At 54.2% G+C, this 26,127-nt stretch carries 24 protein-coding genes and 1 pseudogene; 6 read left to right on the top strand and 19 right to left on the bottom strand.

What is annotated here, in order from left to right:
* Positions 1-204 (top strand): annotated as a pseudogene (locus G491_RS36150) (IS4 family transposase); the annotation flags it as partial.
* Between the two features lie 4 nt (positions 205-208).
* Here G491_RS36150 and G491_RS34565 read toward each other — a convergent pair.
* From G491_RS34565 to G491_RS0123850, 5 genes are read right to left on the bottom strand one after another with little or no spacing between them, the layout of a single operon-like run.
* Entirely contained in the window at positions 209-1,357 is a 1,149-nt protein-coding gene (locus G491_RS34565; RefSeq protein WP_157468532.1) for an SPOR domain-containing protein, read from the bottom strand.
* A 37-nt stretch (positions 1,358-1,394) separates the two neighbouring features.
* Positions 1,395-1,808: a hypothetical protein gene (locus G491_RS0123865; protein WP_028316338.1), complete on the bottom strand. Its 414-nt coding sequence runs from the start codon at positions 1,806-1,808 to the stop codon at positions 1,395-1,397.
* 36 nt (positions 1,809-1,844) lie between these two features.
* Positions 1,845-2,774, bottom strand: coding sequence for a helix-turn-helix transcriptional regulator (locus G491_RS0123860; protein ID WP_028316337.1), 930 nt, complete (start codon positions 2,772-2,774; stop codon positions 1,845-1,847).
* A 15-nt stretch (positions 2,775-2,789) separates the two neighbouring features.
* Positions 2,790-3,677 carry a trypsin-like serine peptidase gene (locus tag G491_RS0123855; protein ID WP_015949094.1) on the bottom strand — a complete coding sequence of 296 codons (888 nt, stop codon included), beginning with the start codon at positions 3,675-3,677 and terminating at the stop codon, positions 2,790-2,792.
* Between the two features lie 43 nt (positions 3,678-3,720).
* Positions 3,721-4,548, bottom strand: coding sequence for a hypothetical protein (locus G491_RS0123850; RefSeq protein ID WP_169829514.1), 828 nt, complete (start codon positions 4,546-4,548; stop codon positions 3,721-3,723).
* A gap of 292 nt (positions 4,549-4,840) precedes the next feature.
* Between G491_RS0123850 and G491_RS0123845 the strand changes: the two genes are divergently transcribed.
* Positions 4,841-5,596: an ATP-binding protein gene (locus tag G491_RS0123845; RefSeq protein WP_028316335.1), complete on the top strand. Its 756-nt coding sequence runs from the start codon at positions 4,841-4,843 to the stop codon at positions 5,594-5,596.
* 277 nt (positions 5,597-5,873) lie between these two features.
* Here the strand turns inward: G491_RS0123845 and G491_RS0123835 are convergent, their stop codons facing one another.
* Positions 5,874-6,680 carry a helix-turn-helix domain-containing protein gene (locus tag G491_RS0123835; protein ID WP_248635499.1) on the bottom strand — a complete coding sequence of 269 codons (807 nt, stop codon included), beginning with the start codon at positions 6,678-6,680 and terminating at the stop codon, positions 5,874-5,876.
* 92 nt (positions 6,681-6,772) lie between these two features.
* Between G491_RS0123835 and G491_RS0123830 the strand changes: the two genes are divergently transcribed.
* The 4 genes from G491_RS0123830 (at position 6,773) to G491_RS0123805 (ending at position 11,016) form a co-directional block, all read left to right on the top strand.
* Positions 6,773-7,114, top strand: a complete 342-nt coding sequence (locus G491_RS0123830; protein ID WP_028316333.1) for a hypothetical protein — start codon at positions 6,773-6,775, stop codon at positions 7,112-7,114.
* Between the two features lie 1,121 nt (positions 7,115-8,235).
* Positions 8,236-8,949 (top strand): N-acyl homoserine lactonase family protein, encoded by a 714-nt coding sequence (locus tag G491_RS0123815; protein WP_028316332.1) that lies wholly within the window; start codon positions 8,236-8,238, stop codon positions 8,947-8,949.
* Positions 8,950-9,097: 148 nt separating this feature from the next.
* Positions 9,098-10,543 carry a trimethylamine--corrinoid methyltransferase gene (locus tag G491_RS0123810; protein ID WP_028316331.1) on the top strand — a complete coding sequence of 482 codons (1,446 nt, stop codon included), beginning with the start codon at positions 9,098-9,100 and terminating at the stop codon, positions 10,541-10,543.
* 8 nt (positions 10,544-10,551) lie between these two features.
* Positions 10,552-11,016 carry a response regulator gene (locus G491_RS0123805; RefSeq protein ID WP_028316330.1) on the top strand — a complete coding sequence of 155 codons (465 nt, stop codon included), beginning with the start codon at positions 10,552-10,554 and terminating at the stop codon, positions 11,014-11,016.
* A gap of 133 nt (positions 11,017-11,149) precedes the next feature.
* On the opposite strand, the gene G491_RS0123800 is transcribed toward G491_RS0123805, so the two are convergent.
* From G491_RS0123800 to G491_RS0123735, 13 genes are all read right to left on the bottom strand, one after another.
* Positions 11,150-12,004, bottom strand: a complete 855-nt coding sequence (locus G491_RS0123800) for a DMT family transporter (RefSeq protein ID WP_028316329.1) — start codon at positions 12,002-12,004, stop codon at positions 11,150-11,152.
* A gap of 18 nt (positions 12,005-12,022) precedes the next feature.
* The gene (locus tag G491_RS0123795) at positions 12,023-13,705 is read right to left on the bottom strand and encodes a ribonuclease J (RefSeq protein ID WP_051327495.1); all 1,683 of its coding nucleotides are present in this window, start codon (positions 13,703-13,705) and stop codon (positions 12,023-12,025) included.
* 40 nt (positions 13,706-13,745) lie between these two features.
* Positions 13,746-14,018 carry a hypothetical protein gene (locus G491_RS0123790; protein WP_248635497.1) on the bottom strand — a complete coding sequence of 91 codons (273 nt, stop codon included), beginning with the start codon at positions 14,016-14,018 and terminating at the stop codon, positions 13,746-13,748.
* A gap of 110 nt (positions 14,019-14,128) precedes the next feature.
* Positions 14,129-14,668, bottom strand: a complete 540-nt coding sequence (locus G491_RS36580) for a methylated-DNA--[protein]-cysteine S-methyltransferase (protein WP_051327494.1) — start codon at positions 14,666-14,668, stop codon at positions 14,129-14,131.
* Positions 14,658-15,935 carry a nickel pincer cofactor-dependent isomerase, group 22 gene (locus tag G491_RS0123780; protein ID WP_028316326.1) on the bottom strand — a complete coding sequence of 426 codons (1,278 nt, stop codon included), beginning with the start codon at positions 15,933-15,935 and terminating at the stop codon, positions 14,658-14,660. The genes G491_RS36580 and G491_RS0123780 overlap by 11 nt, the downstream gene beginning before the upstream one ends.
* A gap of 76 nt (positions 15,936-16,011) precedes the next feature.
* The gene (locus G491_RS0123775; protein ID WP_015949105.1) at positions 16,012-16,200 is read right to left on the bottom strand and encodes a ferredoxin; all 189 of its coding nucleotides are present in this window, start codon (positions 16,198-16,200) and stop codon (positions 16,012-16,014) included.
* A gap of 213 nt (positions 16,201-16,413) precedes the next feature.
* The gene (locus G491_RS0123770) at positions 16,414-18,498 is read right to left on the bottom strand and encodes an acetate--CoA ligase family protein (RefSeq protein ID WP_035219980.1); all 2,085 of its coding nucleotides are present in this window, start codon (positions 18,496-18,498) and stop codon (positions 16,414-16,416) included.
* A gap of 158 nt (positions 18,499-18,656) precedes the next feature.
* The gene (locus G491_RS0123765) at positions 18,657-20,576 is read right to left on the bottom strand and encodes a bifunctional acetyl-CoA hydrolase/transferase family protein/GNAT family N-acetyltransferase (RefSeq protein WP_015949107.1); all 1,920 of its coding nucleotides are present in this window, start codon (positions 20,574-20,576) and stop codon (positions 18,657-18,659) included.
* 318 nt (positions 20,577-20,894) lie between these two features.
* Positions 20,895-21,614: an ABC transporter ATP-binding protein gene (locus G491_RS0123755; RefSeq protein ID WP_028316324.1), complete on the bottom strand. Its 720-nt coding sequence runs from the start codon at positions 21,612-21,614 to the stop codon at positions 20,895-20,897.
* The gene (locus G491_RS0123750; RefSeq protein WP_028316323.1) at positions 21,607-22,470 is read right to left on the bottom strand and encodes an ABC transporter ATP-binding protein; all 864 of its coding nucleotides are present in this window, start codon (positions 22,468-22,470) and stop codon (positions 21,607-21,609) included. The genes G491_RS0123755 and G491_RS0123750 overlap by 8 nt, the downstream gene beginning before the upstream one ends.
* A gap of 21 nt (positions 22,471-22,491) precedes the next feature.
* Positions 22,492-23,682, bottom strand: a complete 1,191-nt coding sequence (locus G491_RS0123745; RefSeq protein ID WP_028316322.1) for an ABC transporter permease subunit — start codon at positions 23,680-23,682, stop codon at positions 22,492-22,494.
* A gap of 2 nt (positions 23,683-23,684) precedes the next feature.
* Positions 23,685-24,593: a branched-chain amino acid ABC transporter permease gene (locus tag G491_RS0123740; protein WP_015949112.1), complete on the bottom strand. Its 909-nt coding sequence runs from the start codon at positions 24,591-24,593 to the stop codon at positions 23,685-23,687.
* A gap of 96 nt (positions 24,594-24,689) precedes the next feature.
* Entirely contained in the window at positions 24,690-25,895 is a 1,206-nt protein-coding gene (locus tag G491_RS0123735; protein ID WP_157468526.1) for a branched-chain amino acid ABC transporter substrate-binding protein, read from the bottom strand.
* Positions 25,896-26,127 lie beyond the last annotated feature (232 nt).

Genomic DNA, 26,127 nt, shown 5'->3' with positions numbered 1-26,127 from the left:
GTGGGGCCGCTTTTCAGGGAATTGTCCGATGATCAGAATGTATTGGTTGTCGCCCAGTCTTTATGGGAAAAGGTCAAGGAATTGCTTTTGGGATCAAGGCAGGTTCTTTGTTACGGAATTGAGCCTGAAGTCATGAATTACATCCTTGACATTATTGAAAAAACAATAATTGACCAGATGTCTATAGCATCTGCGAAACTTTAGATTCTTACTTGAGATCCATGGGGAAGATCGCCGTGGCAATGTTTTCCCTGGCGGTCAGGTCTCCCGCCGCCGATTTGGCTGCATTTTGGGTGGGATAATCGCCTATGAGCACTAGATGCCACACCCGGCCGGACGCGGAATTGATCACGTGGGTCCTTGCGTCGTACCCCTTGGACTTAAGAAAGGCCTCTTGCTTGGCTGCGTTGGCGAAAGACAAAAAAGCGCCTGCCTGAATGGAATACCCCCTGGGCGCCGTGGAGGCCGTCGAAGTCTTTTTTACGGATTGGACCCTGGCCGGTTGAGTTTGGGGCTTGGCCGCAACCTGCTGCGGTTTGGTCTCCATCTGCGTGGGCGCCGGAGCTGCCTGGTTTGTTGCGGGAACGGGCAGGGGCGACGCCTGAATGGGGTCTACCGCCCGGTCGGAGGTTACTCTTGGGGAGCGGCTTGTATTCATGGAGACGGCCACTGGCTGCAAAGGCCCCTCCACCTTCTGAATGGACCCGATGCGCCAGGGAAGCCCGGCTCTATAGCGGTTAAGCCGGTCATTATAGGCATTTAACGTGTCTTGAGAGATTGAATCCTGAAGTGTGAGGCGCTTTATGGCCTCTTCCTGGCTGGCGACCGCTCTTCTGAAATCTCCAAGTTCGGCGTAGGCGGCTGCCAGGGTGTCGTAAAACAGCAGGTTGTCTTCTGCGGAGATGGCTCGCTTTGCGAGTTCCAGGGCTTTTTTTCCGTTGCGGTAGTCTTGCTTGGGGCAGGTGGCCAGAATCCATGCCAGTTGGTTTTGAGCCCAGATGGCGTTGGAATCCAGGCTCATGGCCTTGCTGCAATCCGCCAGCGCTTTGGCCCAGTTGCCTTTATAGAACCATGCCGCGCCCCGATTAGTATAGCCGTCTACGAAGTCCGGGTTGATTTCAATGGCCTTGCCGTAATCCTGGATGGCCAGGTCCAACTCCCCTTTTATGCCGTAGACAAGCCCGCGGTTATTGTAGGCCTGCCAGTTTGCCGGATTGATTTCAAGCGCCCTGGTAAAAGAGTTGACGGCCTGATCGTAAAGCCCCTTTTCCAATTCCTCCAGTCCCGCCTCGGACCAGCTTTGGATTTTTCCATGCACCGCCGTGGGGGACGCTGCGAGCGCTATTACCGTCAACATCAGCGCCAATCTATAACCGAAGCTTTTTAACAACACCTTAAGATGACTTTTCCTTTATTCGTTTTTTAATATCATCGAGCACCTCAGAGATGCCTTCCTGCTTGTCCACCACCAGGGTTTTGTCTTCCCCGCCGCCTGAGCCTTTCGCCCTGGCTCGAGCATCCTCTTCCTGTTTCGTTTTTTTCAAGGGGGTCGCCGCCCAACCGCCGTCGGACTTTTGAATATCCCAGTTCTCCAAATCCACCTGAAGCCTGCGAACCTGGGGAAGCCGGGAGATCTCCCGGAAAAGAAGCTCTACGTTATTCGGCGTGAAGTCCCCCTCGGGATCCTTTTTCAAAATCCCCCACAAATGCACGGTGGAGCCGGAGCAGGAATAACTGATTTGCGTCAGATCCACAGCGTTGCGGACCAGGGAGGTCTTCACTTTTTGATTGATTTCATATCGGTTCAAGCCATTGCACCTCGCAGCGGCGAAGTAGGTCCAAAACTACTCTTTGGACCTACGGACAGGCTGAGGATAAACGATTTTGCCGCAAATGTCCAAACTATATCCACCTAATTTTTCAGCAATCTTTCTAAACTCAGGCTCCTGGAGCAGGCCGAGGAATGATTGGACCCCTTTATCAAAGAACCTATCGCGCCCCACAAGCAGGTCAAAACGTTCCCAACGCAATGGGATGAAGTCCAGTCCAAGCAGGTTGGAAGCGGGCCGAATGGCAAGGCCTGCGTCCGCATTGCCCGCCGCTATTTCCAGGGCGACCTCCAAATGGCTCCTGCATTCGTGATTGTAGCCCTTTAGTTTTTCCGGCTTGATTCCGGCGTTTTTCAGCTCCGAGTCAAAAAGCAGCCGGGTGCCCGTGCCAAGAGGCCGGTTGACTATCCTGACTCCGGATTTGCCCAGGTCCTTGATCCCTTCCATTCCCATAGGATTGCCTTTGGCGACCACAATCCCTTGCTCGCGCATGGCGAAATTGATGACGGCCGGAGGATCGCCCCCAAATTTTTCAGGAACGAATTGAAAATTGTACTCGGACCCGTCCTCCTGCATGAGATGGCTTGCCGCCACATGGCAGAAACCCTTGTTCAGCGCATTGATGCCGCCCATGCTTCCCACGTTGGCGAATACCGCCAGATAATCCTTGTGCGACCGGTTGAAAAGGGCGAAAGTTCGCTCCAGTAAAAGATCGTTGCTGCCAGCAAAGACCAGCAGGCCGGAGGCCGTGACGTCCGCTCTGGGAGAAGGGTTGTTGATGATGTGCTTCTCCAGCCATTTTTCCACGAGCCGCTGGGGAAACTTCCATTTGCCCGTGATTTTGGTGGCCGGCAGTCCCTTTTCCGAAATCAGCGTGTAAACCATTTTTTCGTTTACATCCAGGAACTCAGCAACCTGCTTAGTGCTTAAAAAAACATCCGCCATGCACTCCTCCTGCCGTTAATTCCCTTCCAAGGTGAGATTGTCCGGAATCGTATTTTCAAATTGAGTCACATCCTCTCTGGTGATCAATTCCAGGATGGCGTCCGCAGAGGCGACCCTGGCCAGTCCGGAGTTCTCTTCAAAGATTACGCGCCGCCTTTTGGTCATTTCGCTGATGGCTGGCTCCAAATATGGGATCAGGCCGTACACCAGCCCGACAAGCCGTTCTTCGTTAAGAAGCGGCATGGTCAGAGGGCCTCCCACTTTGATTGGCGGCGTGTACAGGACCGGCCCTCCGCTGTTGCCGGGAAAAACAAAGGCGTCTGCGATGATGCCCGTTTCATCGGATCTTGCCACAATGCCGGACCTGGCGATGGCTTTGGAATTTCCAAACGACCGAAGCCCCAAAGGATATCCCAGAATCATGATGGAGGCCCCCGCCTGCACGTCCTCCTGATTTAAAAACAGGCTCTGGGGAATGGCAGTGGCCTCAAAAGTATCCTTTACCACGACAAACCGGCATGCAAGGTCGTCCGGGCCGGAGACAAACCACTTTCCCAACCCTTTTTCCTCCATGACCGCATCGCCGATCAGGGTGCTGTCCCCGCCCTGGATGTTAAAACGATAAGCCATGTGCGACCTGATTTCACGCTCTTCATTCAACACAACGTGCTTGGCTGTGATTAACAAAATATGCTTGTTTTCGGTGATCACCAAAAAACCCGTTCCGGCGGCCACGGGGTCCTTGCCCGGCTTGTCCAACTCGATGGAAACCACCGTGTCCAGCCATTTTTGGTTGAAAAACGAGGTGCGGTAATTGTCTTGCGCCTGGGCTGAACCTGCAAATAAAAATACTAATCCCAGGATGGATAATAATGCCGTTCCTGAGCAACGAAAAATACGCATAAATGACTCCAATAAAATGAATGCAGGCCGGCGCCGGTAAAGGCTATCTGCGAAGCCTGCGCCTTCCTTGGTCAAGCCTGAGAACCACAGCCCCGTCTATCAGGGCGAAGTCCGCGCGATTGGCTGTCTTCAACTCCCCGATCAGCTTGTAAAAACCGACCGCTGTCATGGAAGACGCGTCCTCGTCTTCGATGGTTTCATCGTTGGCGCCCGTCATTTTGTCAATATAACCCAGGCTGCGGATTAGGGATATGGCCGGTTTAATCCCTGAAGGCAAGGCTTCAATTTGTTTCGCCTTCACGTAAATTGGGACAGGCCCGCGAACCGTCCTCCGTAAAGCCGGGTCAAGAATAATGAGAACCTCAGGGTCCGGCGTCCCTTCCCGGTCCTCCCCGTACCCCGCCAGGGTGACCCAATGGCCTCCCACCCGGATGTAAGAGGACGTCGCCCTGTCGAAATTGTACCAGCCGACGTTCAGCCAGACCGCGCCGGGCCCTGTCAGGCCTTTCTTGATCCAGTCAAGGTCCGGCTGGATAACGCCCGTATGAAAGGCCTTGGGGTGCTTGCGCCAACCCTGGTATTGGATGGTCGCCCAGCCGAAGCCGCGGTCCTCCAAATATTTTTTCAGGCCGATCATGACGTAGGTCGGACTGGCGCCTTTTCGGGGATCGACTTTCATATAACGGCCGCTTCCCAGCAAAGCGGCCAGGCGGGCGTGGGTGATATCCTCCTGCCCGTGGTCCTCCGCTATGGCCGGATAGCCGTTCAGGAAAAACCACATGATTCCGTTGGAAACCGCCGCAGCCGCGCAATAGCCCCGCCCATCATAGGGCAGAAGCCCCATGCCGTTGTGTTGGCCCAAATCAGGCATGCGCTCCACCTTGGATGTATAAACCAAAGAGCCTGCTGATGCGCTTTGAAGGAAACCCAGGCAGAGCGCCAGCGCGACTATGAGCGTTTGCCAATTTTTACCGGCATTTTCTTTCATGACAGGGTATATCCATAGCACACAATTACCCGCAGCGGCAATATGTTCAAGCGATTGAAGGGCCTCGCCGCTCCTTGATTTTCTTTTTTTCAGTTTGCCATTCCGCAAAATGGGTCCTATATTAATCCGTAGCAATGCTTTTGAATTCCAACTGGATGCCAAGAAAGGACATGCCATGAAAATAGCTGTTAGCGGTAAAGGCGGCGTGGGAAAAACAACCTTCTCCGCGCTCCTTATAAGAACCCTTGACGAACAAGGGAAAAAGGTTCTGGCCATTGATGCGGACCCGGACGCCAATCTGGCCTCCGCAGTAGGCGTTCCCGGCGCGGAAGACGTCGTACCCATCTCAGACATGAAAGAGCTGATCTACGAAAGAACCGAGGCGAAGCCCGGCTCCGTAGGCGGCTTTTTTAAGCTCAACCCGCGCGTCGACGATCTGCCCGAGGCTCTCTCCGCCAAGCTGAACAACATCAAGCTCATGCGCCTGGGCGGCGTGAAAAAAGGCGGCGGCGGCTGCATCTGCCCGGAAAGCACCATGCTGAAAGCTCTGATCAACCACGTGATCCTGGCCAGGGATGAAGTGGTCATCCTGGACATGGAAGCCGGCATCGAGCACCTGGGCCGGGCCACGGCCATGGCTGTGGACAAGCTCATCGTGGTGGTGGAGCCGGGAAGGCGCAGCATTGAGACGGCCAGGCATATCCGTCAGCTTGCCTCGGAAATCAAGCTATCCCGCATCGCGGTGGTGGGCAATAAAATCCGTGGGGACAAGGACAAGGAGTTCCTGCAAAAGAATTTGCCGGACTTTGACTTCCTGGGATTCATCCCCTACGACGACGCCTTGATCGAGGCGGACCTGGACGGCAAGCCGCCCTTTGAAAAGGCCGATGACGCCAAAGCCGTCGTCAAGGGCATGCTGGACAAACTATAAATACCCCCCGGCCGGGGCCAAAGCGTCAAGCCTCAAAGCCCCGGCCGTTTTTTCCCCTTGAATATTTCCGCCCGTCCCCATTATCATACAAAAACAGCGGTCCAAGTCGTAAAAGTACGTCCCCAAAAACTTGCTGAGACTTATCTATAAAGTCAAGGACCTTTCTTAAAGTGTTCCCGGAAGACCATTCCACGACAATCAAACATGCCTGCGCTAACTTGCCCCTCGGATTCAGGAGCCCTTGTTCAAAAACACAAAAAATGGCAACTCCGAAAAACTAAATCGCAGCGCAAAATAATTGTTTGGTAGCCTCATCTGCAGGAAAGAGCAGCTCCACTCGCAATTCCTGAGTGGTTAGATCGAGCGGTGTGCCAAGGGTTGTTATGGTAGTGAAAAAACTCGCCCTAACAGAGTTCTTCTCAAATGTCAGAATCATGATTGGCATATCGGCGTCAATATCTGCATCCACTATAGAATCATGTATATTAAGTTTGGACATGTCTTTGTAGAGATCAATCAATTCTTCGTTTTGGGTCGAAACCGCCTCTCCCAGCAGGCGATTCATCATGAACTGTTCAACCATAGGCCAGTGTATGATGTAGTTTCTCAAGCCGTCCTCTGCAAAAACCATCCGGTAAACATTGTCATACTTTTTGAAGACGTTTTCTCCTACCAGGGTTTTCACGACCTGCTTATAGCCTGAGTTTTTCATCAAAATCTTGTAGGCTGCATTGATCACGATGGCTGGGTAAGGTTCGTGCTTTTGCAAGATCCTCTCCAGAGCGCTCCTAACCATGGACATCTTTTCCCCTTCAAAGGGCTCTTCTCTAAACTGGGAAGCAAAACCGGCGGCCATTAAGAGCGCGTTTCTTTGTCGTAAGGGCAATTTGAGGCAGCCGGCAATTTTAAGAATCAATTCCCGGCTTGGTTTCGATCGGCCCGTTTCCACGAAACTCAAATGCTTTGAAGAAATACCGGCCTCCAAAGCCAAATCCATTTGGCTGACCTTATTGTGCTTTCTCCATAGCCGAAGCATGTCCCCCACGGATTCCGTCTTTTTATGGGCGCCCACAAAATTCAGCATAAATTTTACCTCCCAGGTAATGGACATCATTACCTTTAAGGGTTACCATTCACAAGAACTCAGGGCAACCTTATTTTGAAAGGAGAAAGACAATGACGGTGTTTCGTATTTTATTGGGCATTTTTACAATCGCAATCCTGCTCTTTACGGGACTTGTGATTCAAAACCATGGATGGAATCTTTTCCCTGTCTTCTTTGGAGACATGGCGGCCATGACCTGGGCTGGACAGTTCAATTTTGACTTTATGTGTTTCCTGACGCTTTCCGGGTTATGGCTCGCATGGCGACACAGTTTCTCTATGGTGGGTATCATATTGGGCATTATGGGCTTTTTCGGGGGCATCATGTTTCTCGCTCCATATCTTCTTATTATGAGTTTTAAGTCGAATGGAGACATGAAAGAATTACTATTAGGAGATTACAGGGTGGACTAAGCTGTTATGGGTATTCTTGGGGACGTGGGTATTCTTGGGGACGTCCCTGCACATATTCTTGGGGACGTCCCTGCATAACTCACTAACTTTTTATTATTTTGAAATCATGGCTGAATTTTGAGCTATAATTCCAGGTTGACTAAGTTTCATTGTGCTTGAGAACCTCGTCAAAGGCATGCTGGACAAACTATAAATACCCCCCGGCCGGGGCCATAGCGCCAAGCCTCACCGCCCCGGCCGTTTTTTCCCCTTGAATATTTCCGCCCATCCCCATTATCATACAAAAACAGCAGCCCATGGCAAAAAAACTTCCCCGGAAGTTTGCGGAGACGGACTAAAAAAGTTAGGGATGTTTCCTAAAACATAAACTTTTAGGTCCTTTTTTAACCACGGAAGACACGGAAGGCGCGGAACATAAAGAAGGGGACGTAAAGAAGGGGACGTCCCTTACTAAGTAACTAACTTTATATGATCTTGAAATCATGGATGAATTTGAGCTATAATTTTATGTGCGTTCTTGGGGACGTCTTTGCATAATCGACTAACTATTATCAAACCTTGTGTTAATGCCGTCGTCAAAGGCATGCTGGACAATTTATAAAAACCCTCCGGCCGGGGCGAAAACGCCAAGCCTTACCGCCCCGGCCGTTTTTTCTCCTCGTTCTTGGGGACGTCTTTGCATAATCGACTAACTATTATCAAACCTTGTGTTAATGCCGTCGTCAAAGGCATGCTGGATAAACTATAAAACTCTCCGGCCAGGGCAAAGCGCAAGGCCTCACCGCCCCGGCCGTTTTTTCTCCTTGAAAATTTCCACCCATCCCATTTATCATACAGAAATAGCAGTCCATGGCACAGAAGGACTTCCCCGGAAGTTTGCGGAGACGTACTAAAAAAGTTAGGGATGTTTCTTAAAACATAAACTTTTAGGCCCTTTTTTTAACCACTGAAGACACGGAAGGCGCGGAACAGACTATTTCCGTGGCTTCCGTGCTTTCCGTGGTTTGAAGGTTTTTTGCCGGATCGCTATGCGCCTTGACCTCGGAATTAAGGCTGAAAATGCTCAATTGATTGCATCAACCATTAACCAAACAATATTAATCAAATAAAAGGGAATCGTCATGAAAGAATACACCATTCATCCGTTGGTTGTGGGCGTAAACGAAACCGACCAGGGCGTCATGACCTATCTGCGGGATTACGGAAAACGCATTTACCTGCCCATCTACGTCTTTGTCATCAAGGGCGGAGACAAAAACATCCTTGTGGACACAGGCCTGGAGCAGTTCGTGGTCGCCGACGACCTGGGCGAAAAGCTGGGCATGGACATCCTGGAGTTCGAGGACGCCCTGGCGACCCAGAGCCTGGAGCCGAAAGACATCGACGTCATCATTCACACTCACCTGCACAACGATCATTGCGAAAACGACTACAAATGCGAAAACGCCAAGGTCTACGTCCAGCAGGCGGAGTTTGACTTTTTCCAGGATCCGCACCCCATTGACCACCGGTATTATCCGGACGTGCTGGACGGCGTGGACGTGGAAATCATCAGCGGCGACCGGGAGTTGTTTAACGGGATTTCCGTGATTTTCTCCCCCGGCCACAGCGTGGGCGGCCAGAGCGTTTGCGTGAACACCAAACAGGGGAAAGCCGTAATCACCGGATTTTGCGCCAACGAGAAAAACTTTCCCGAGGCCGGACCGGCGGTGGCGCCCGGAGTGCATATTGACGTGCGCCAGGCTTATGACAGCGCGCAAAAAATCAAAAACGAGGCGGACATCCTCATCCCCCTCCACGCCATGTGGGTGGGCAGGGAATCCGTCATCGGCTAAAAACGCCAAGTTGCCATGAAAAATGGAACTGCTGAAAAAGCAGCCTCCGGCGGCCTTCTTTTTGAAAAATAGGGGGGAAAACTTAACGGCGGCGCTTCGCGCAACTATCGCAGAGAGCCGATATTCCAAAAGAATAGGAGCCATTTCAATGAGCAGGCAGGCTTTTGAAGCCTTTAAAAAGGGCATAGCGCTGGAAAAGGAGGCTCAATTCAAAAGGGCCAAGGCCCTTTACGAGGACATCCTGCGTTACGCCGACGATGAAGCGGTTCTGGAGAAAACGCGGCGCCGTATGGAGGACATCGACGACCTGATTGCTGAGAAGGCAATTTACCGGCGAATCGATGAAAACGCAAAGCGGGTGCTGACGGAAATCGGCGTTAACATAGTCGGAAATCAGTCCCTAATGGATCTTCTGCTGGAAGCCGACGCCGTGGATTTCGACAATGAAACGGCGCTGTTCATCCCCTTGAAACAAGAGTACATCGATCATTGCCTGGAACGGACGCCCCGAAAAATGGCCGGAGATCCGGGGGAAAACACCTTCGGCATTGGCGCGACTTCGCCCTTTTTAAAGCGGGCTGGCGAAGATGAACTGCGCCAAGCCAATCGGGAGGAGTACAAAAAGATCGCTTCTGCGGTGGGGGAGCAGCAAGATGTTGTGGGGATTTTCAGCCTGCCGGTGGCCTGCGACATGAGCATTTCCCTGTTCGAGGTCGCTCAATTGATGGAAAAAAATTTTCCGGGGCTCAAAATGATCACCACCAATACGATGAGCGATGATGAAGCGGCGTTTTTAAAAGGCAAGGATCGATGGCTCGACGGCACGAGCCTGATAACCTCCCTGAGCCCCATGGATAACATGGTGGAGCCATTTCTGCGCAGCGCCCGCATAGGAAACAACCTTTTGCTCATCGATCAAAGCATTGCGGGCGTCTCCGCCCCGGGCAGTCCGGAGGCTTTCCTGACCCAGGTTCATGCCCAGGTGATCTTCATGATGGTCATCGCCCAGACCGTTAATCCGGGTATAGAGTGCGTACATTGCGGCATTCCCAGCGTCGTCGGGGCGGACGGCGCCCTGGCGTACAGCTCCCCCCAGCAAACGCTCATCAATGCGGCCATGGCGAGGATTAACTCCTGGATCGCCCATTTTCCTTCCGCCCAGACCGGAGGCAGCACCAGCCTCAGCGAGGTGACGCCCCAGGCGTTTTTGGACTCCGAATTGAGCCGAAACACGCTGCGCAAATACGGAGTGCACATCGTGCGGCATGCCATGGGCGCCTTAGGCAGCCTTAACTTTTTCAGCCTGGATAAATTTTTGGAGGACTGCGACCGGGAAAGACATTCCCGCAGGATTTTCGAAGCAATGCCAAGGGATATAGGCGTAATCCCCACCTATTTTCCCGGCGACGATCAGGCTCTTGAGGGAATCCGGGAAGCCGCGGAAAAGGGGAATCCCAAAAACGCCGACCACACATTGAAAAATGCGGGTTCGTTCATTCACTGGATGGCGCGCATCCGTGATGCCGCTCAAAAAAAACAATACTTCCCGGAACTCAACGATATTGTCTTGGAAGCGATCAATTCAGGCGGGTGAGGATGCTCATGGGCGGCGCACATTTTCTTCTGGTGGATGACGAAAAAGTCTTCGTGGAGGCATTGGCCCAGCGCCTGGAGGCGCGGGGCTTTACGGTGGATTGCTCGTTTTCCGGGGCGGAGGCTCTATCGCAACTGGAAAATAACCGGACCATAGACATCGTTCTCCTGGACAGGCGAATGCCGGACCTTGACGGCGTCCAGGCCATGAAGGAAATCAAGAAGGCCCATCCCCTTGTGGAGGTCATTATTCTTACAGGTCATGCGGAAATCGATTCCGCCGTGGACGCCGTAAAGCACGGAGCTTTTGACTATCTGGAAAAGCCCTGCGGCATTGACCAACTGCTTTTAAAGGCCCAACAGGCTTTTGCCAGAAAAACCGAACGCGAGGAAAAAATCCGCGAGGTGAGGATGAAGCCCTACCTGTCCCCCAAAGAGCGGGACGCCCTCATAGCCAAGATTCTGGAGAATTAAACTGCTGCAAAAATAGCCTCCGGCGGCCCTCTTTTTGAAAAAAGAGGGGCAAAAACTTTAGGATGGCGCTACGCGCAACATTCTCCAATAGTTTATATCCGTCTCTATTCTTGTAAGAATGGAAAAACTTCCCTCAATCCCCTGCATCCCTGTCGCGTATAATCAATAAAACCGAACTCAAAATCAAGGCGCTGCCCGCATAGGCAGTGAGGCCGAAAGACTCGCCCCACCAGAAAAAGGCGACCACCGCAGCCACCACCGGTTCAATGGTGGCGGTGATGGCGGCCCGGGACGCTTCCAGATGCTTCAAACCGATGTAGTAAAGGAAATAAGCGGCGTAGGTGCATAGGGCGGCTATGCAGAACAAAGCCGTCCAGGCAGTGGGGCTTTTATGGGAAAACTCCACCCAGGGCAAGAGGGTTATGGCGCCCATGGGCAGCATGTACAAAAAAAGGTTGGGGGCGGTATACTTGTCTGAAAAGTATTTTCCTATGATGTAATAAAGCGAATAGCAAAACCCTGCGGTAAGTCCGAACAACACCCCGGACCAAGTAACCTGGATGCTCCCCCCGCCGCCCGCAACGCAGGCGACTCCAATAAGCGTGAATGCCAAGGCAAGGATTTTAGGGCGGGTGAACCGTTCCTTGAAGGTGAATCGGGCGATCACACAAACCCACGCAGGCGCCGTATAAAGCAGCACCGCGGCCATGGCGGCGCCCCCTGCGCGAATAGCTATTTGGTAGGAGCCGTAAAAAGCCGTTACGCCGACAAGGGCGAATAAAGCGGTCATGGGAAAATCCCGCACGGACATACGTAAGGTGCGCGTCGCAGCGGCGTGTGCGGCGAAAAAGCCCCATGCCAGGGTCGCCCGCCAGAAAGCGATCTCCATGGGCTGCAGGCCTTCCGACAAGGCCAGACGGGAAAACGGCCCCAACATGCCCCAGAGCATAGCCGCGGCCGCTATGTATAGATATCCTTTTACTCGCAATTGCCGCGCCTTATGTGTTTACACTTCCAGCACCAGGGGCACGATGACGGGCCTGCGGCGAATGACATAATTGAAAAAACGGCGCAAGGCCTGCTGGGTGGCGGCTTCTATGAGGGGGATTCGATCCGGCCCGGACAGGTCCAGTTGCTCCACAGCGTCCATGATGACGCATTGGGCGTCCTGGAGCAAATGGCCTTTTTCGTCCTCAAACACAAACCCGCGGGAAAGAAGCTCCGGCCCGTAGATGACCACCCCGGTATCAAAATCCAAAACCATGGTGGCCACCACCATGCCGTGCTCGGACAAGGCCCGGCGGTCTTTCAGAACCTTGCGGCCCACGTCGCCGATGCCTTTGCCGTCCACAAAGGTGCGTCCCGTGTCCACGGATTCGCCGATCCAGCCCACCTCGTCCATGAAGTTGACCACGTTGCCGTTCTGGGCCAGCAAAATCCGATTTTTTGGGATGCCCACTTTTTCCGCCAGCCGGGCGTGATGCAACAGGTGCCTGTATTCCCCATGGACGGGCATGAAGTATCTGGGCCGGGTCAGGTGCATCATGAGCTTGAGTTCTTCCCGGAAGGCGTGGCCCGAAACATGGATGGCCGAAATCTTTTCGTAAATGACCTCCGCGCCCCGGCGGTACAGATTGTTGATGATGCCGGTAATGGCCTTTTCGTTGCCCGGGATGAACTTGGAGGACAGGATGACCGTGTCTCCGTCCCTGATTTTGATCTGCTTGTGGGCGCCGGCCGCGACCCTGGCCAGGGCGCTCATGGGTTCCCCCTGGCTGCCGGTGGTGACGAGCAAAACCTCGTTATCTTCGTAATTCTTGACTTCGGAAACGTCGATTTGCATGCCCGGCGGGACGTTGATGTACCCCAGCTCCTGGGCGATGCGCATGCTCACCTCTATGCTGCGGCCGTTAAAGACGATCTTCTTGCCGGTTTTTGCGGCGATGTTCACGATCTGCGCCAGCCGGGGCACGTTGGAGGCGAACAGGGCCACGATAACCCGGCCGGAGCTGTCCCGCACCGCCTTTTCCAGGGTGGCGCCGATTTCGCTTTCCGAAAGGGTGTATCCTTCCTTTTCCGCATTGGTGGAGTCGGATAAAAGGGCCAAAACCCCTTCCTCGCCCAATTGGGCCAGACGGCTCACGTCCGTGGCTTCATCGTCCAATTGGCCGTGGGTGATTTTAAAATCCCCGGTGTGAATGATCAATCCCGCAGGCGTTCTGATGGCCAGGCTGACGCCGTCCACCACGCTGTGGGAGGCTCTGACGAATTCAATATGGAACGGCCCGATGGAAAAGCTCTCCCGCGGCTTGATTTCGTGCAAATCAACCCGGGAAAGAAGGTCTTTTTCCTCCAGCTTGTGGCTGACCAGCGCTATGGTGAAGGGCGTGGCGTAAACCGGGGCGGGGATGTCTTTGAGCAAAAAGGGCAGGGCGCCAATGTGGTCTTCATGGCAGTGCGTCAGGACAATGCCGGCCACCCGTTCCTTGTTTTCCCTCAGGTATTCATAGTCCGGGATGACAATGTCCACCCCCAGCATGTAATCCTCGGGAAACATGAGCCCGGAGTCCACCACAAGGATGACGCCGTCATACTCAAAGACCGTCATGTTCAGCCCGATTTCCCCCAGACCGCCCAATGGGATGATTTTCAGAGGGATGGACTTTTCAGGAGTATCCTGGGGCGTCATGACGTTGTTCGCTTTCTTATGGGGTTCATTATTCCTAAAGTCAGATGGAGATTCCCAAACGCTCCAGCGTGGCGTCCACAAAATCCATCATCCATTCCCTTTGCCGCTTATCCGCGTAACCCATGCAGGTGCATTTGACCTGGCTCAGGGTGCGAACCAGAAACTCCGCGCTCAGGGTGGTGTAATCCAGCTCCAGGGCGAAGTAATAGGGCTGGCAGTCCGTGTGCTCTTTTTGGATGGGCGTCAGAAGCTCTTCATTGACGGGAATCCAATAGATGCCGCCCATTTGGGCGGGCCCATGATTTTCATCCATAAATGTTTTCAATGCTTCATAATCATTGGGCCGCAGCTGATCAATAACGTATTGTTTCAAACCAAACCTCTTAAAAATTGTAACTAACTAAAAAAACATATATGTTTTTATCACACCCCTTGTTTCCCGGCAAGATGTTTCCCGGACTCCACCGCAAGCATCGTCTCTTTAAGGGGCAAGCCTCCTCCGAAGCCTCCCAACTTGCCGTCCGACCGCACCACGCGATGGCAGGGAACGAACATGGGGAAGGGGTTGCCGGCCATAACGGACCCCACAAAACGGGCGGCCCGTGGGCATCCGGCCCGTCTGGCGACTTCTCCATAGGAGCACACCTGGCCGTAGGGGATGGCCGCCACCGTGTGCAAAACCTTTATTTGCAGCTCAGTAAGCCCCTCAAAATCCAATAAATTCAAATGCGGATCCAGGGGCGACCCCGTAAAGTAATCCTGGATTTTTTGGGCGAGTTCCCGGGCTTCCCGCGCCGGAGAGGACTCAACCTTCATGGCGTGCACTTCTTTGGGCAGTTGGGCCTTTTGGGGCTTGGGCAGATAGGTCTTAAGCAGGGCGAAAGGGGCATTTTGATACACGAATCCCGCAATGCCATGACTGGTCTCCACTTCCATAAAAAAAACGGCGTCCTTATTTTTCATTGAATCCTCCCAAATTTCCAAGGCTGTCAAAGGCCATAGGGCCAAAACCGGATTCGAACTCCAGACGGGAATTCGCCCTTGCTTCCTGCTTAAGGGCCGTGGAAGCCTGTATGATCTCCAAATCCGCCGTGCTTTTGATGCGGACGACCCGGGCTTGAGACCAATCCTCCAGCCCCGTAGTCGCCAGGCAGGCCTGCAAGGTCTCCCGGTCAGACTCAAAATGAAGCGGGATCGCCGCCTTTTCCGGTGAAATGGCGGTTATGGAGTTTACAAAGGTTTTCTTCAAATCCATGGCCCGGACCAGCCGGGTTGTGGTGAAATCCGCCAGCCCGATTCCATTGGCGTTTCCCCCCGATCCGGGAGAGAGGTCCCTCACAAAAATCCTTTTGGGATTCGGGGGAAGGAAAAAGTCTCCGGAAAGATCCCGGTGCCGGCCCGTGACGTTGGAATCCATGCCGATCCCCGAAATGTCCTTACCGATCCAGTCTACAATCAACAGGTCCAGCTCGTCAAAAGGAATGCCGGGCGCCATGGCCTGGGCCTTTAAAAGCAGCTTCTTTTCCTCATCAATAAAATTTTCGGCGGTCAAGGCCCTGATTTGGGATAATCGCCCCAGCCCGTCCTCCACCAGAGCCAGACCGGCCAGCAGCGGCGCCTTTTGAAGGATCAGGCCGGCCGCCTCCTCAATGATGGAAAAGCCGAACCTCACCCCGGCCCGATGGATGGCCGCTGCCCCGGAATGCTTGCCAAGGCCCACGCAAAGCATTTTGCACAGACCGCTCTGGATGGGCGCCTTGAATTTAGTATGGGACTTAACCCGATTGATGACGATCAAATGGTCGGCGTGCAGGGCCTCGGAGGAAAAATGCACGGGCGCCCCGCAGCTTAAGGCGCCAACGGCCTTGGTTTCCATGGACGCCAGAACCGGAACGCCTTGGCAGGCCTGCACGATCCCAAGGCTTTCCAGGACCTGCTCCTGCCCCTGGGGCGTTGCGCCCCCATGGCTGCCCATGGCCGGAACCAGAAAAGGCTTCAGCCCCTTATCCTGCAGCCAGGCGGCGCAAGCGGCGGCAACCTCTCCAATGGCATGAATCTTTCGGCTTCCCACGGCCAAAGCAACGGTTTCTCCGGGGATTAAAGCCTTTAAATTCAATGTCTTATCTAGCTGATGACGAACTTCCGGCCCTATGCATTCCAGAGGGTGGGCCGCCAGGCTCTGGCGAATGACCGCCATATGGGGTAATGATTGGGAGTTATCAATATGCATGATTGCTCACGCAAAAAAAAAGGAGCGCACGTTCCGGTAGGAAGATGTGCACTCCTTTTTAATTTTAAAGAGAATTTTAGGTCTCTTCGATGGTGATGGCGCCAGCTTCGCAAACTTCCACGCAGCTATCGCAGCCGAGACATTCTTCGGCGTTGACAGGATTGGATTTGCCATCTTCCATTTCGTAAACGTCAACCGGACATACGTCCACACACTCTTCGCAACCAACGCATTTGTCAGCGTCAACAACGGGATTGAATGCCATGAAACAGCCTCCTTAATGTAAGTTATCCTAAAATTAAAAGTACGGGCTCTCGACAGCCCGCTATTCGATAGGGCAAAGCGTTTTAGGGCGCCCGGCCCAAAGAGTTCACAAGCTATCGGCACTTTCGTTATACCAAACAAAAAGGCGAGTCAAGCCCTTGAGTTCATTCGCGCCCACTTTTTGTAAAAAGGCGGTTTTCTCGCAAAAACAAGCCTATAATATTATCGATGCATCCACGGCCAAGGGCTTTCCTTCCGAAATTACAAGAGGATTTATATCCAACTCCCGGATGTTATCCAATTCCATGCCCAAGGCGCCCAAACGAACCAGGATTTCGGCAAGGGCCATTCTGTCCACCGGCGCCGCTCCCCGAAAGCCGTCCAGCATGCGTTGGTTTTTCAACCGTCCTATCAAAGCCAGGGCGGCGTCCATATCCAGGGGCGCCATGGCAAAGACGGCGTCGTTCAACACTTCGGCGTACACGCCCCCAAGGCCGCACATGACGCAAGGGCCGAACTGAGGGTCCTTCACCAGGCCGGCGATGATTTCCATATCGATTACAGCCTGCTGCTGCACCAACACCTTGCCTTGGCCGTCCATGGCGGACATGAGGTCCTCAAAGGTCCGGGCGGCTTCCTGCTTGGCCCGAATGTTCAGGCGCACAAGGCCTTGTTCGGTTTTATGAATCATGCCCGGCGCCAGGCCTTTCATGACAACCGGATAGCCTAATTTTTCGGCCGCGGTAACGGCCTGGTCCTGTCCGGCGGCCAGGATTTCCTGCACAACCGGGATGCCCGCTGCGGCCAGGATTTGCTTGGACGCATGTTCGTCCAGGGCGCCCCTTCTGCCGTCCAGCATAGCCCGGCATCGCGCCTTGACCGGTTCAGGTCTAAAATCCACGCCGCAAGGCGCTGCGGCCCGGCTTTTATACCACCCAAGCACCGTACTCATGCTTTCCACGGCGCGGGAGAGCTCCCGGTAGGTGGGCGCTCCCAGCTTTTGAGCCAGAATATGCATGTCCCTGGCGGGCTCCATCTGGCCTATGAGCCAGCAAAAAATGGGCTTTCCCGCCTCCTTGGCCATGTCGATAAGCTCCCCGATGTCCATGACCAAGAGGCCGCCAGAGGCGTGAAGGTGCAGGAAAATCATGTCCACTCCGGGGTCCTTGCAAACCGCGTTCATGGCCGTGGTAAAGGTTTTCGCCGCTCCGTTTTTTTCCACGGAGGGCCACAGGTCCACAGGGTTGGCCACGGGCATCCAGTCGGGATAGACCTGGGCCATGGCGTCTTTGGACTCCTGGGAAAGCTCGGCCACTTCCAGCCCGAAATTCTCCACAAAATCCGCCGCCATGATGCCGGCGCCGCCGCTGTAAGTGAGGATGGCCGTCCTTCCCCGCATTTCAGGCGGCATTTCCGGCGTAATTCCAAACGCCCGGCATATGTCCAGCATCTGCTTGAAATCCCGGGCCTCCACCACCCCGCACTGGGCGAGAACGCCGCTGACAATCGCCCCGTCCCCAGACATGGAGGCCGTGTGGCTGGCCGCAGCCTTGGCGCCCGCCGTGCTCGTTCCGCCCTTCAGGACCACAATGGGCTTGGGGGATTGTCTGCACAACTCCGCAAACCGCCTCCCTCGGGGGATGGCCTCCAAATACATGCCGATGGCCTGGGTGTCGGGATCGGAAATCAGGTATTCCAGCAGGTCGCACTCGTCCACGTCGGATTTGTTCCCGATGGAGCAGACCTTGGACATGCCCATGGTTCCGTGGCTCATGTTGTCGATCAAAAAACCGCCCGCCAGCATGCCGCTTTGGACGATCAAAGACACGTTGCCGGGAATGTGGCCCACGTCCCACATGGAGGGCGCGGCGAATGAAAACACGTTATGGTTGACCGAATCCACCATGCCTAAGCAATTGGGGCCCCAGACGCGAATTCCATGGCGCTGGGCGACGGCGTCCACCTCGTCCTGGAGCGCCTTGCCATCCGGCCCGGTTTCCGAGAAGCCCGCCGATTGAATCATCACCGCGTGAATTCCCCGCTCCCCGCATTCCTCCACCATTTTCGGCACCGCCTTGCCGGGTACGAAAAGAATCGCCAGATCCACAGGGTCGGGAACGTCCTTTACCGATGGATAGCACTTCAAGTCCAAAATGGAATCGTAACCGGGATTGACAGGGTATATGCCGCCATTAAAGCCTTTGATCAGGTTCACAACAATGGCCAGGCCGCCTTTGGGCTTGTTGGTCGCCCCGATAACGGCGACGCCGCGCGGGGTGAAAAATGCTTCCAGACTCATGAATCCTCCAAAAAATTCACTTAAAAGAACAAGAATGGGGACAGGGGGACGATAGCCGTTTTTCGGGGGGAAAAGAACAAATGCTCGATTTTTTCTACCACAGGAAAAGCGCCCGGGCAAGGTCCTCCGGGCGCTTGTTCCGCTTTAAAAGTCTTTTGCTACAAGATTCCTTTAACCAGCCGCGCCTGCGCCGAATCCGGCGCCGTGAAATCCATGGTCAGGTGGTAGGCGCCGTCCGCCAGGGAGGCCTTGACCGGCAGTTTGCTCTTTTCGTAGACCTTCATCATGGCCTTGTTGGTGGAAAGCACGTCCGAGGTGAAGCCCTCAATGCCTCTTTCCTTGGCGATGCGTATGAGCATGTCCAGCATAAAGGATGCAATGCCCCGTCCTCCGTAGTTTTCGTCCACAATAAAGGCGGAATCGGCCCAATTGCTGTCGGTCAGCTTGACGTACCGCGCCTCTGCAATAACCCTTCCCTGTCCGGGCTCTCCCACCAGGCCGACGATGGACATGGCCTGGGAGTAATCCACATTGACGTACTCCTGCATTTTGGAGTGAGGCATGGTTTTGACCGGCGAGAAATAGCGGTAATACACCGCCTCGCTGGAAAACCGGTAAAACAGGCGGCGCATTTCCTCTTCGTCGGAGGGCCGGATAGGCCGGAACCGCACCGTTGTTCCGTCTCGGAAAGTATGGGATTCGGAAATCTGATGCGGGTATAATTGGCCCATGGCGCCCACGCAGATCTGGTCTTTGTACAGGAGGTTTTTCTCCTTGGCCTCTTCCATGAGTTCTTGCCGGTCGTCGGGGTGGGCGATGTCGATCAGCACCTGGGCCCGTTCCCGAAGGCTGCGTCCCATCATATTGGCCACGCCGTATTCGGTCACCACAATGTCCACGATTTCCGCGTTGGTGATGGAGTTGGGATATCCTTCCACGGAAAGGACGATGTTGGGCTTGCCTTTTTTGTTCCGGCTGGGCAGGGCCACAATAACCCGGCCTTTTCTGCTCATGCGGGTTCCAATAACGTATTCCCCCGCCTCGCCGGGGCCCATGCCCACGTTGCCCCGGCCGTAATGAAAGGCGAACTGGCCGCTCAGATCCACCCTGCGGGCGGGCAGGATAGCCACTGTTTGGGGGTTTTGGCTGATAAGGGCCGGGCTGGCCAAAACATCCAGGGCCTGGAACTCCACCAGGGGGTTTTTATCCAGCCAGTCCATAAGCTCCTGGGATCCCAAGGCATAGGACACCAGACACTTGCCTCTGAACGAGCCCTTGTTGCGGTTGGTTACAGCGCCGCTTTTCACGAGGTCCATCAGCGGGTCGGAAAAAAATCCCGAGTGAAGCCCCAAATCCTTTTTCTTGGCCAGATGGGGCCAAAGGGCCTCGAACAAAGGCTCCATGGAAAAGCTCAGACAGCTTCCGTCGCTGATCAACGAGGCCACGTTCCGGGCCAATCGGTCGAAAACTTCGGGCACGGGCGCCCTGGGAAACAGGATGGGCGGCTCCTGATTCTCCACCAGATAGTCAAAATCGTTCACGTGCACAAAGGTGTCGCCGTAGGTCCGGGGCATTGTGTCTGATATTTCCCCCACCACAATGTCCGCCTGCTCCATGGCCTGGCGGGCGATGTCCACGGAGACGCCCAGGCTGGCGTATCCGCTGTCGTCAAAGGGGGTGATTTTCACAAAGGCCACATCAATCCGGATTCGGCCGGTTTCAATAAGCCGGGGAATGCGGGAGAAGTTGGCCGGGATCAAATCCACCAGTCCCGACGAAATGGGCTCGCTGGCCACCCAGCCTGAAAAAAAGGTCTTAAGCCGGAATTTTTGGTTATTCAGATCCTGGCCGCAAATGGCGTCGCCCAGGCTGATCATCTGAATGACCTCCAGGTCCTGGAGATTGTGGGCCTGGGAGTTCATCAGACTTTTGACCAGAGTGCGGGGCTCGGCCACGCCGGTGCTTAAAAAAATGCAGCTTCCCGGCTTGATTTTGGCCAGCACTTTTTCCGGGGCGGCCAATTTCTCCAACCACGGGCCTTTATCCTTTTTTTTATTTAATCTCAGGTTTTCCAACATGGTCGGATGACTCCTTATTAGGTTCCATAAAAGGTTATGATAGTCCTTTGACGCGGGGTGTCAAGACCTCCGTATGCCGCTTGTCCGTTTTGGTAATTGAGCAAGGATTGTACCAGCTTGGGGCGGGAAAAGAAAGAGCCCGGCGATTATCCTTGCCGGGCTCTGTATATCTTTAAATTTCAGTAATTTATTTTCGGGATGCGGGCCTGTTAAAAATGGCGTAGCCCATGGCCAATCCCAGGAAAAGAAGCGCGTATGGCGCCGCGCTCGTTTTCCTCTCGTCAAGGGATTTTACAAAGCTATTATTCGATTCCATAGCTATGTCTCGTCCCCTATGCCAAGGTAGGCGTTTTTAACTTCCTCATTGGCCAGCAGGTTGTCCGAAGTGTCCGTCATGGTCACGCGGCCGGTCTCCATCACGTATCCCCGGGCAGCGACCTGGAGCGCCAAATTGGCGTTTTGCTCCACCAAAAAAATGGTGGTCTGGCTTTCTTCATTGATTTTACGGATGATCTGGAAAATCTGCTTAACGATGATGGGCGCCAGGCCAAGAGACGGCTCGTCCAAGAGCAAGAGCCTTGGCCTGGCCATGAGCGCGCGGGATATGGCCAGCATTTGCTGCTCTCCGCCGGACAGGGTGCCGCCCTGCTGGGTGCGCCGTTCGCTCAGGCGGGGGAACAGTTCGTATACATAGTCCAGGTCCTGTTTGACCTGGGCCGAGTCTTTGCGGAGAAAGGCGCCCATATCCAGGTTTTCCGAAACAGTCAGGAGAGGAAAGATGCGCCTTCCCTCCGGCACCTGGCACAAGCCCATGGACACGATTTCATGGGGCGGCATGCCCTGAATAGGCTTTCCCTCGAACAAAACCTCGCCCGAACGGGGCGGTACAATGCCCGAAATGGACATGAGCGTGGTGGTTTTTCCCGCTCCGTTGGCGCCGATCAGGGTGATGATCTCTCCTTGCTCCACCTTGATGGAGACGTCCTTCAAGGCGTGGATATTGCCATAGTACGTGTTGACGTTTACAAGCTCAAGCATCAATATCCTCTCCCAGATAAGCCTTGATGACGGCGTCGTTAGTGCGGATTTCCCCGGGCGTGCCCTGGGCGATTTTTTTTCCGTAGTCCATGACGAAAATGCGCTGCGAAATGCTCATGACCAGCCGCATGTCGTGTTCAATCAGCAAAATGGAGATTCCTTCCTTATCCCGGATGCGCTGGATCAAATCATCCAGTTCCTTTGTCTCCTGGGGATTCATGCCGGCCGCCGGCTCGTCCAGGAGAAGCAAAAAAGGCTCGGTGGCCATGGCCCTGGCGATTTCCAGGCGGCGCTGCAGGCCGTAGGGAAGGTTCTTGGCGAAATTGTTGGCGAATTTTTCCAGGCCGACCTTTTCCAGCACGTTGTAGCTGTATTGTACGGTCTCCTGCTCCCGCTCCTTGAAGCGCTTTCCCTTAAGCAGGGTGGCGGCGATTTCCATGCCTCCGAAGAAGGCGCTGGCCGCCATTCTTTTAACCGGGCTGTTATCCGGGTTCATGATGATTTCATGCCCTGCGCCGGAGTGGCAATGCCGGCCGATCATGACGTTTTCAAGCACGGTCATGTTCTGGAACAGGCGGATGTTCTGGAAAGTTCTCGCCAGCCCCCGCTCCGTAACCTTGTTGGGCTTAAGCCCATTGAGCCTGGTGGAGTAGCCCGAAGGTGAGTTGACCAATACATCTCCCTTCGTGGGATTGTACATGCCCGTAACGCAGTTGAAAAAAGTGGTTTTTCCAGCGCCGTTAGGCCCGATGAGCGCCGCGATTTCGCCTGGGCGCACATCAATGTCCAGGGAGTCCAGCGCCCGAAGGCCTCCGAAGTCCATGGTAAGATTCTTGACGTCCAATATGGGTTTCATGGTTAAAGACTACCCCATCCGCTATTTGTGAATCGTATATTTTTGCCGCATGGCCGTGATAATGCCCGTGGGCCTGAACACCATCATGAGCACCATGGCGCCCCCGAATAGAATCATACGGTATTCGGAGAACTGCCTGAAGTATTCGGGCAGCAAAATGATGATGCTGGCGCCCAAAATTACGCCCACCACCGAGCCCATGCCGCCCAGGACGACAATGACCAGGATAAGCACTGACTCCCAGAACGAAAAGCTGGGCGGGTTGATAAAGGTGCTTTTGGCGGCGAACACCACGCCCGCCATGCTGGCCCAGGTGGCGCCAAGCGCAAAAGCCATGAGCTTGGTCTTGGTCCGGTCCACCCCCATGGCCTGACAGGCGATTTCATCCTCCCGCAGGGCGATCCACGCCCTGCCGATCCGGGAGTTTTTCAACCGGGTCACGGCTATAATCGTCAATATTGCCAGAGCAAGGACCACATAATACATGAAGTCCGTTTTTTGGAATAAATCCATCTTGATGCCGAAAAAGGGCGGACGATCAATGTTGGCGATGCCGCTGGGCCCCATGGAAAACTCGTTCCAGTTTTCCAATACCAGACGGATGATTTCTCCAAATCCCAGGGTTACGATAGCCAGATAATCGCCCCGGAGCCTGAGCACGGGAAAGCCCAATGTCACTCCAAATGCTGCGCCCAAAAAACCGGCCATGGGCAGGATCACCCAAAAATTGGCCCCGAAATGATGATTGAGCAAGGCGTATGCGTATGCGCCCACCGCATAAAATGCCACGTAGCCCAGGTCCAGAAGACCGGCCAGCCCCACCACGATGTTCAGGCCCAGTCCCAGCATCACGTAAATGAGCACATTGGTCATGATGTTGGTGTTGTACATATCGGCCCAGAACGGAATGGAAAGGGCGAAAATTCCAACCAGGACTATGGCGGGGTATTTTATTTTGGGCTCTTCGGCTATCCGCTGCCCTATGGGCATACGGGCTTTGCCGGACTCCTCGGCCTTTTTCCCTCGATCGCGCCGGGCCAGCATGAACCGCCATAAAAAGGACAGGAAAAAGATACCCACCCCAATATAGAGCATGTTCATCCACCGCCAGACCACGGTGTCCTCGATGGGGTTCACCTTGATCACCATGATGGGAAAGGTGAGGAACATGAACCAAACCGCCGCTTTGAGGGATTTAAGTATTTCTCCCATGATCAAACCTTTTGTATGTCAGACTTGCCCAACAATCCGGCGGGCCGGAAAATCAGGATTAAAACCAGCAATGTAAATGCAAAAACGTCCTCGTAGTCCGAAGACACATAGCCAGTGCCGAAACTTTCCGTGCACCCCAGAACCAGGCCTCCCAGCATGGCGCCGGGAATGCTGCCGATGCCTCCCAGCACCGCTGCGGTGAACGCTTTAAGCCCCACGATAAAGCCGATGTAAAAATTGATCTGCCCCATGTTGGAGGCGATGAGCACCGCGCCGACGGCCGCCAGGGAGGACCCTATGATAAATGTGGCCGAAATCACCTTGTCCACGTTCACGCCCACCAGCATGGCCATGTTCCTGTCCTGGGCCGTGGCCCGCATGGCTTTGCCCGTGGTCGAGTACTTGATGAACAGGCTAAGCAAAATCATGACCACCGCACTGGTGAAAACGATGATGACTTCCGTGGCCGAAAGCACCTCGGAGATGTTTTCCAGAAAGCCCTCTTCAGGAAACAGGTTTTTAAAAGGCATGAAGTTGGATGTCTGAGCCAGGAGAACGTAATTCTGCAGAAAAATGGACATGCCTAATGCGCTGATCAAAGGCGAAAGGCGGGGCGCCCCTCTTAACGGCTTGTACGCAATTTTTTCCACCGTGTAGCCGTAGGAGGCCGACCAGACCACCGCCGCCGCCGAGGCCAGAATCAAAATCGACCACGCTGGAAAACCCGCGACAGTTAAAACGCCCGCCGCAATTAACGCCGTAAACGCGCCTATCATATATATTTCACCATGGGCGAAATTGATCAGCTCAATAATGCCGTACACCATGGTGTATCCCAGGGCGATAAGAGCGTAAATGCTGCCCTTGACCACCCCTCCCATTAATAGTTCTTTAAAATAACCCCAGTCCATATCCTGCCTTTGGCCTCATATTCGCCGGAAGCCCACAATATTCAGGGGCGGCCCGGAATCCGGACGCGCCCCCCTGATTGTTGAACTGCCTTTTTGTTAGCCTTCCAGTTCCACGTACTTGCCGTTTTGGACCTGGTATACGGAGAATCCAACGCCGATGGCGTCGCCCCTGTCGTCAAACTTGATGATTCCAAGAGGCGTGGCCACGTATTCGTTGCGCAGCGCGTTGGAGACCGCTTCATAGTCGGTGCTTCCGGATTTGTCCACCGCGTTGAACAGAGCCAGAACCGCGGAGTAGGCGTTCAGGTAGAATGCGCCGTAGTCTTCGCCGTATTTTTCTTTGTGCAGCTTGTCCGCTTCAACGGCCAGAGGGTTCTTGCTGGTGTCTTTGGGACCGGTGGCGTAAACGCCTTCTGCGTAATCGCCGGCCACCTTGATGAAGGTGTCGTCTTTCACGCCGTCATCAGAGATGAAGATGGTGTCCATGTCCTTTTTGCGCATCTGCATGACGATCTTGGACGCTTCAGGATGGTAACCGCCGAAGATGACGGCCTGAGCGCCGGAGCGGTTGATTTTCTGCACCACGGCGGAGTAATCCATGCCGCCCGGGGTGATGCCTTCGTACAGAACCACTTCCGCCTTGCCGGATTCTTCCAGGAACTTCTTGGCGAATTCAGCCAGGCCCTTGCCGTAGTCGCCTTTGTCATGCAGCACGGCGATCTTGGTCAGCCCCAAAACGTCCAGGGCGAAGTCCACTTCCAAACGCGCCTGGGCGTCGTCGGAAGCAATGGTGCGGAAGAAGTTGGGGTAATCGCCGCTTTGGGTCAGGTCCGGGTTGGTGGCGGAGGGTGAAATGGCAATGATGCCGGAGTCTTTGTAGATGCCGAGGGCGGCTTTGGTGGCGCCGGAGCAGATATGCCCCACAACCAGGTCCACATCGTCGCCAACCAGTTTGGTGGCGGCGTTGGTGGCCATTTCAGGCTTGCACGCGTCGTCTTCGGTGACCAGGATGACTTTGCGTCCGCCTACCCCCCCTTGGGTGGCGTTCACATGCTCAACCAGAATTTCGGCGGCCCGAACCGAGGGGATGCCGTAGGAAGCAAGATCGCCGGTATGAGCGCCCGCCACAGCCAGCTTAAGAGGTTCCAATGCCTTGGGAACTTCCTTGACTACTTCCTTGATAACTTCCTTTTCAACTACCTTTTCTTCTCCTTGGCCGCAGCCAAACATTCCAAAGGCGGCAAGGCAGATGATTGCGATCAACGCAACGCCTTTGACCATTCTCCTCGATCCAGTTTTCATTTCCGTTCCTCCTTTTTAGTGGTCCCCAAATTAAAACAGTCGCAGATCCATATTGAAAACAGCGAACAATAAATTCTCCAAATCAAACCCTAATGATAGAGTCAAGGCAAAAAAGCCTTTGGGTTCGATTGTTTGTCTCTATCCTGAGCCGGGGGATTATTAAAAAGCGCTTGCCCCTGGACGGTCTACAATAGTATATCTTCTACCAACAGGCATTTTGTATCAAGAAATT

This window comes from Desulfatibacillum aliphaticivorans DSM 15576, from assembly GCF_000429905.1.
In the GTDB taxonomy this organism is placed as follows: domain Bacteria; phylum Desulfobacterota; class Desulfobacteria; order Desulfobacterales; family Desulfatibacillaceae; genus Desulfatibacillum; species Desulfatibacillum aliphaticivorans.
Note: the sequence above shows the minus strand (reverse complement) of the source record. Positions and strands in the feature narration are given on the sequence as shown.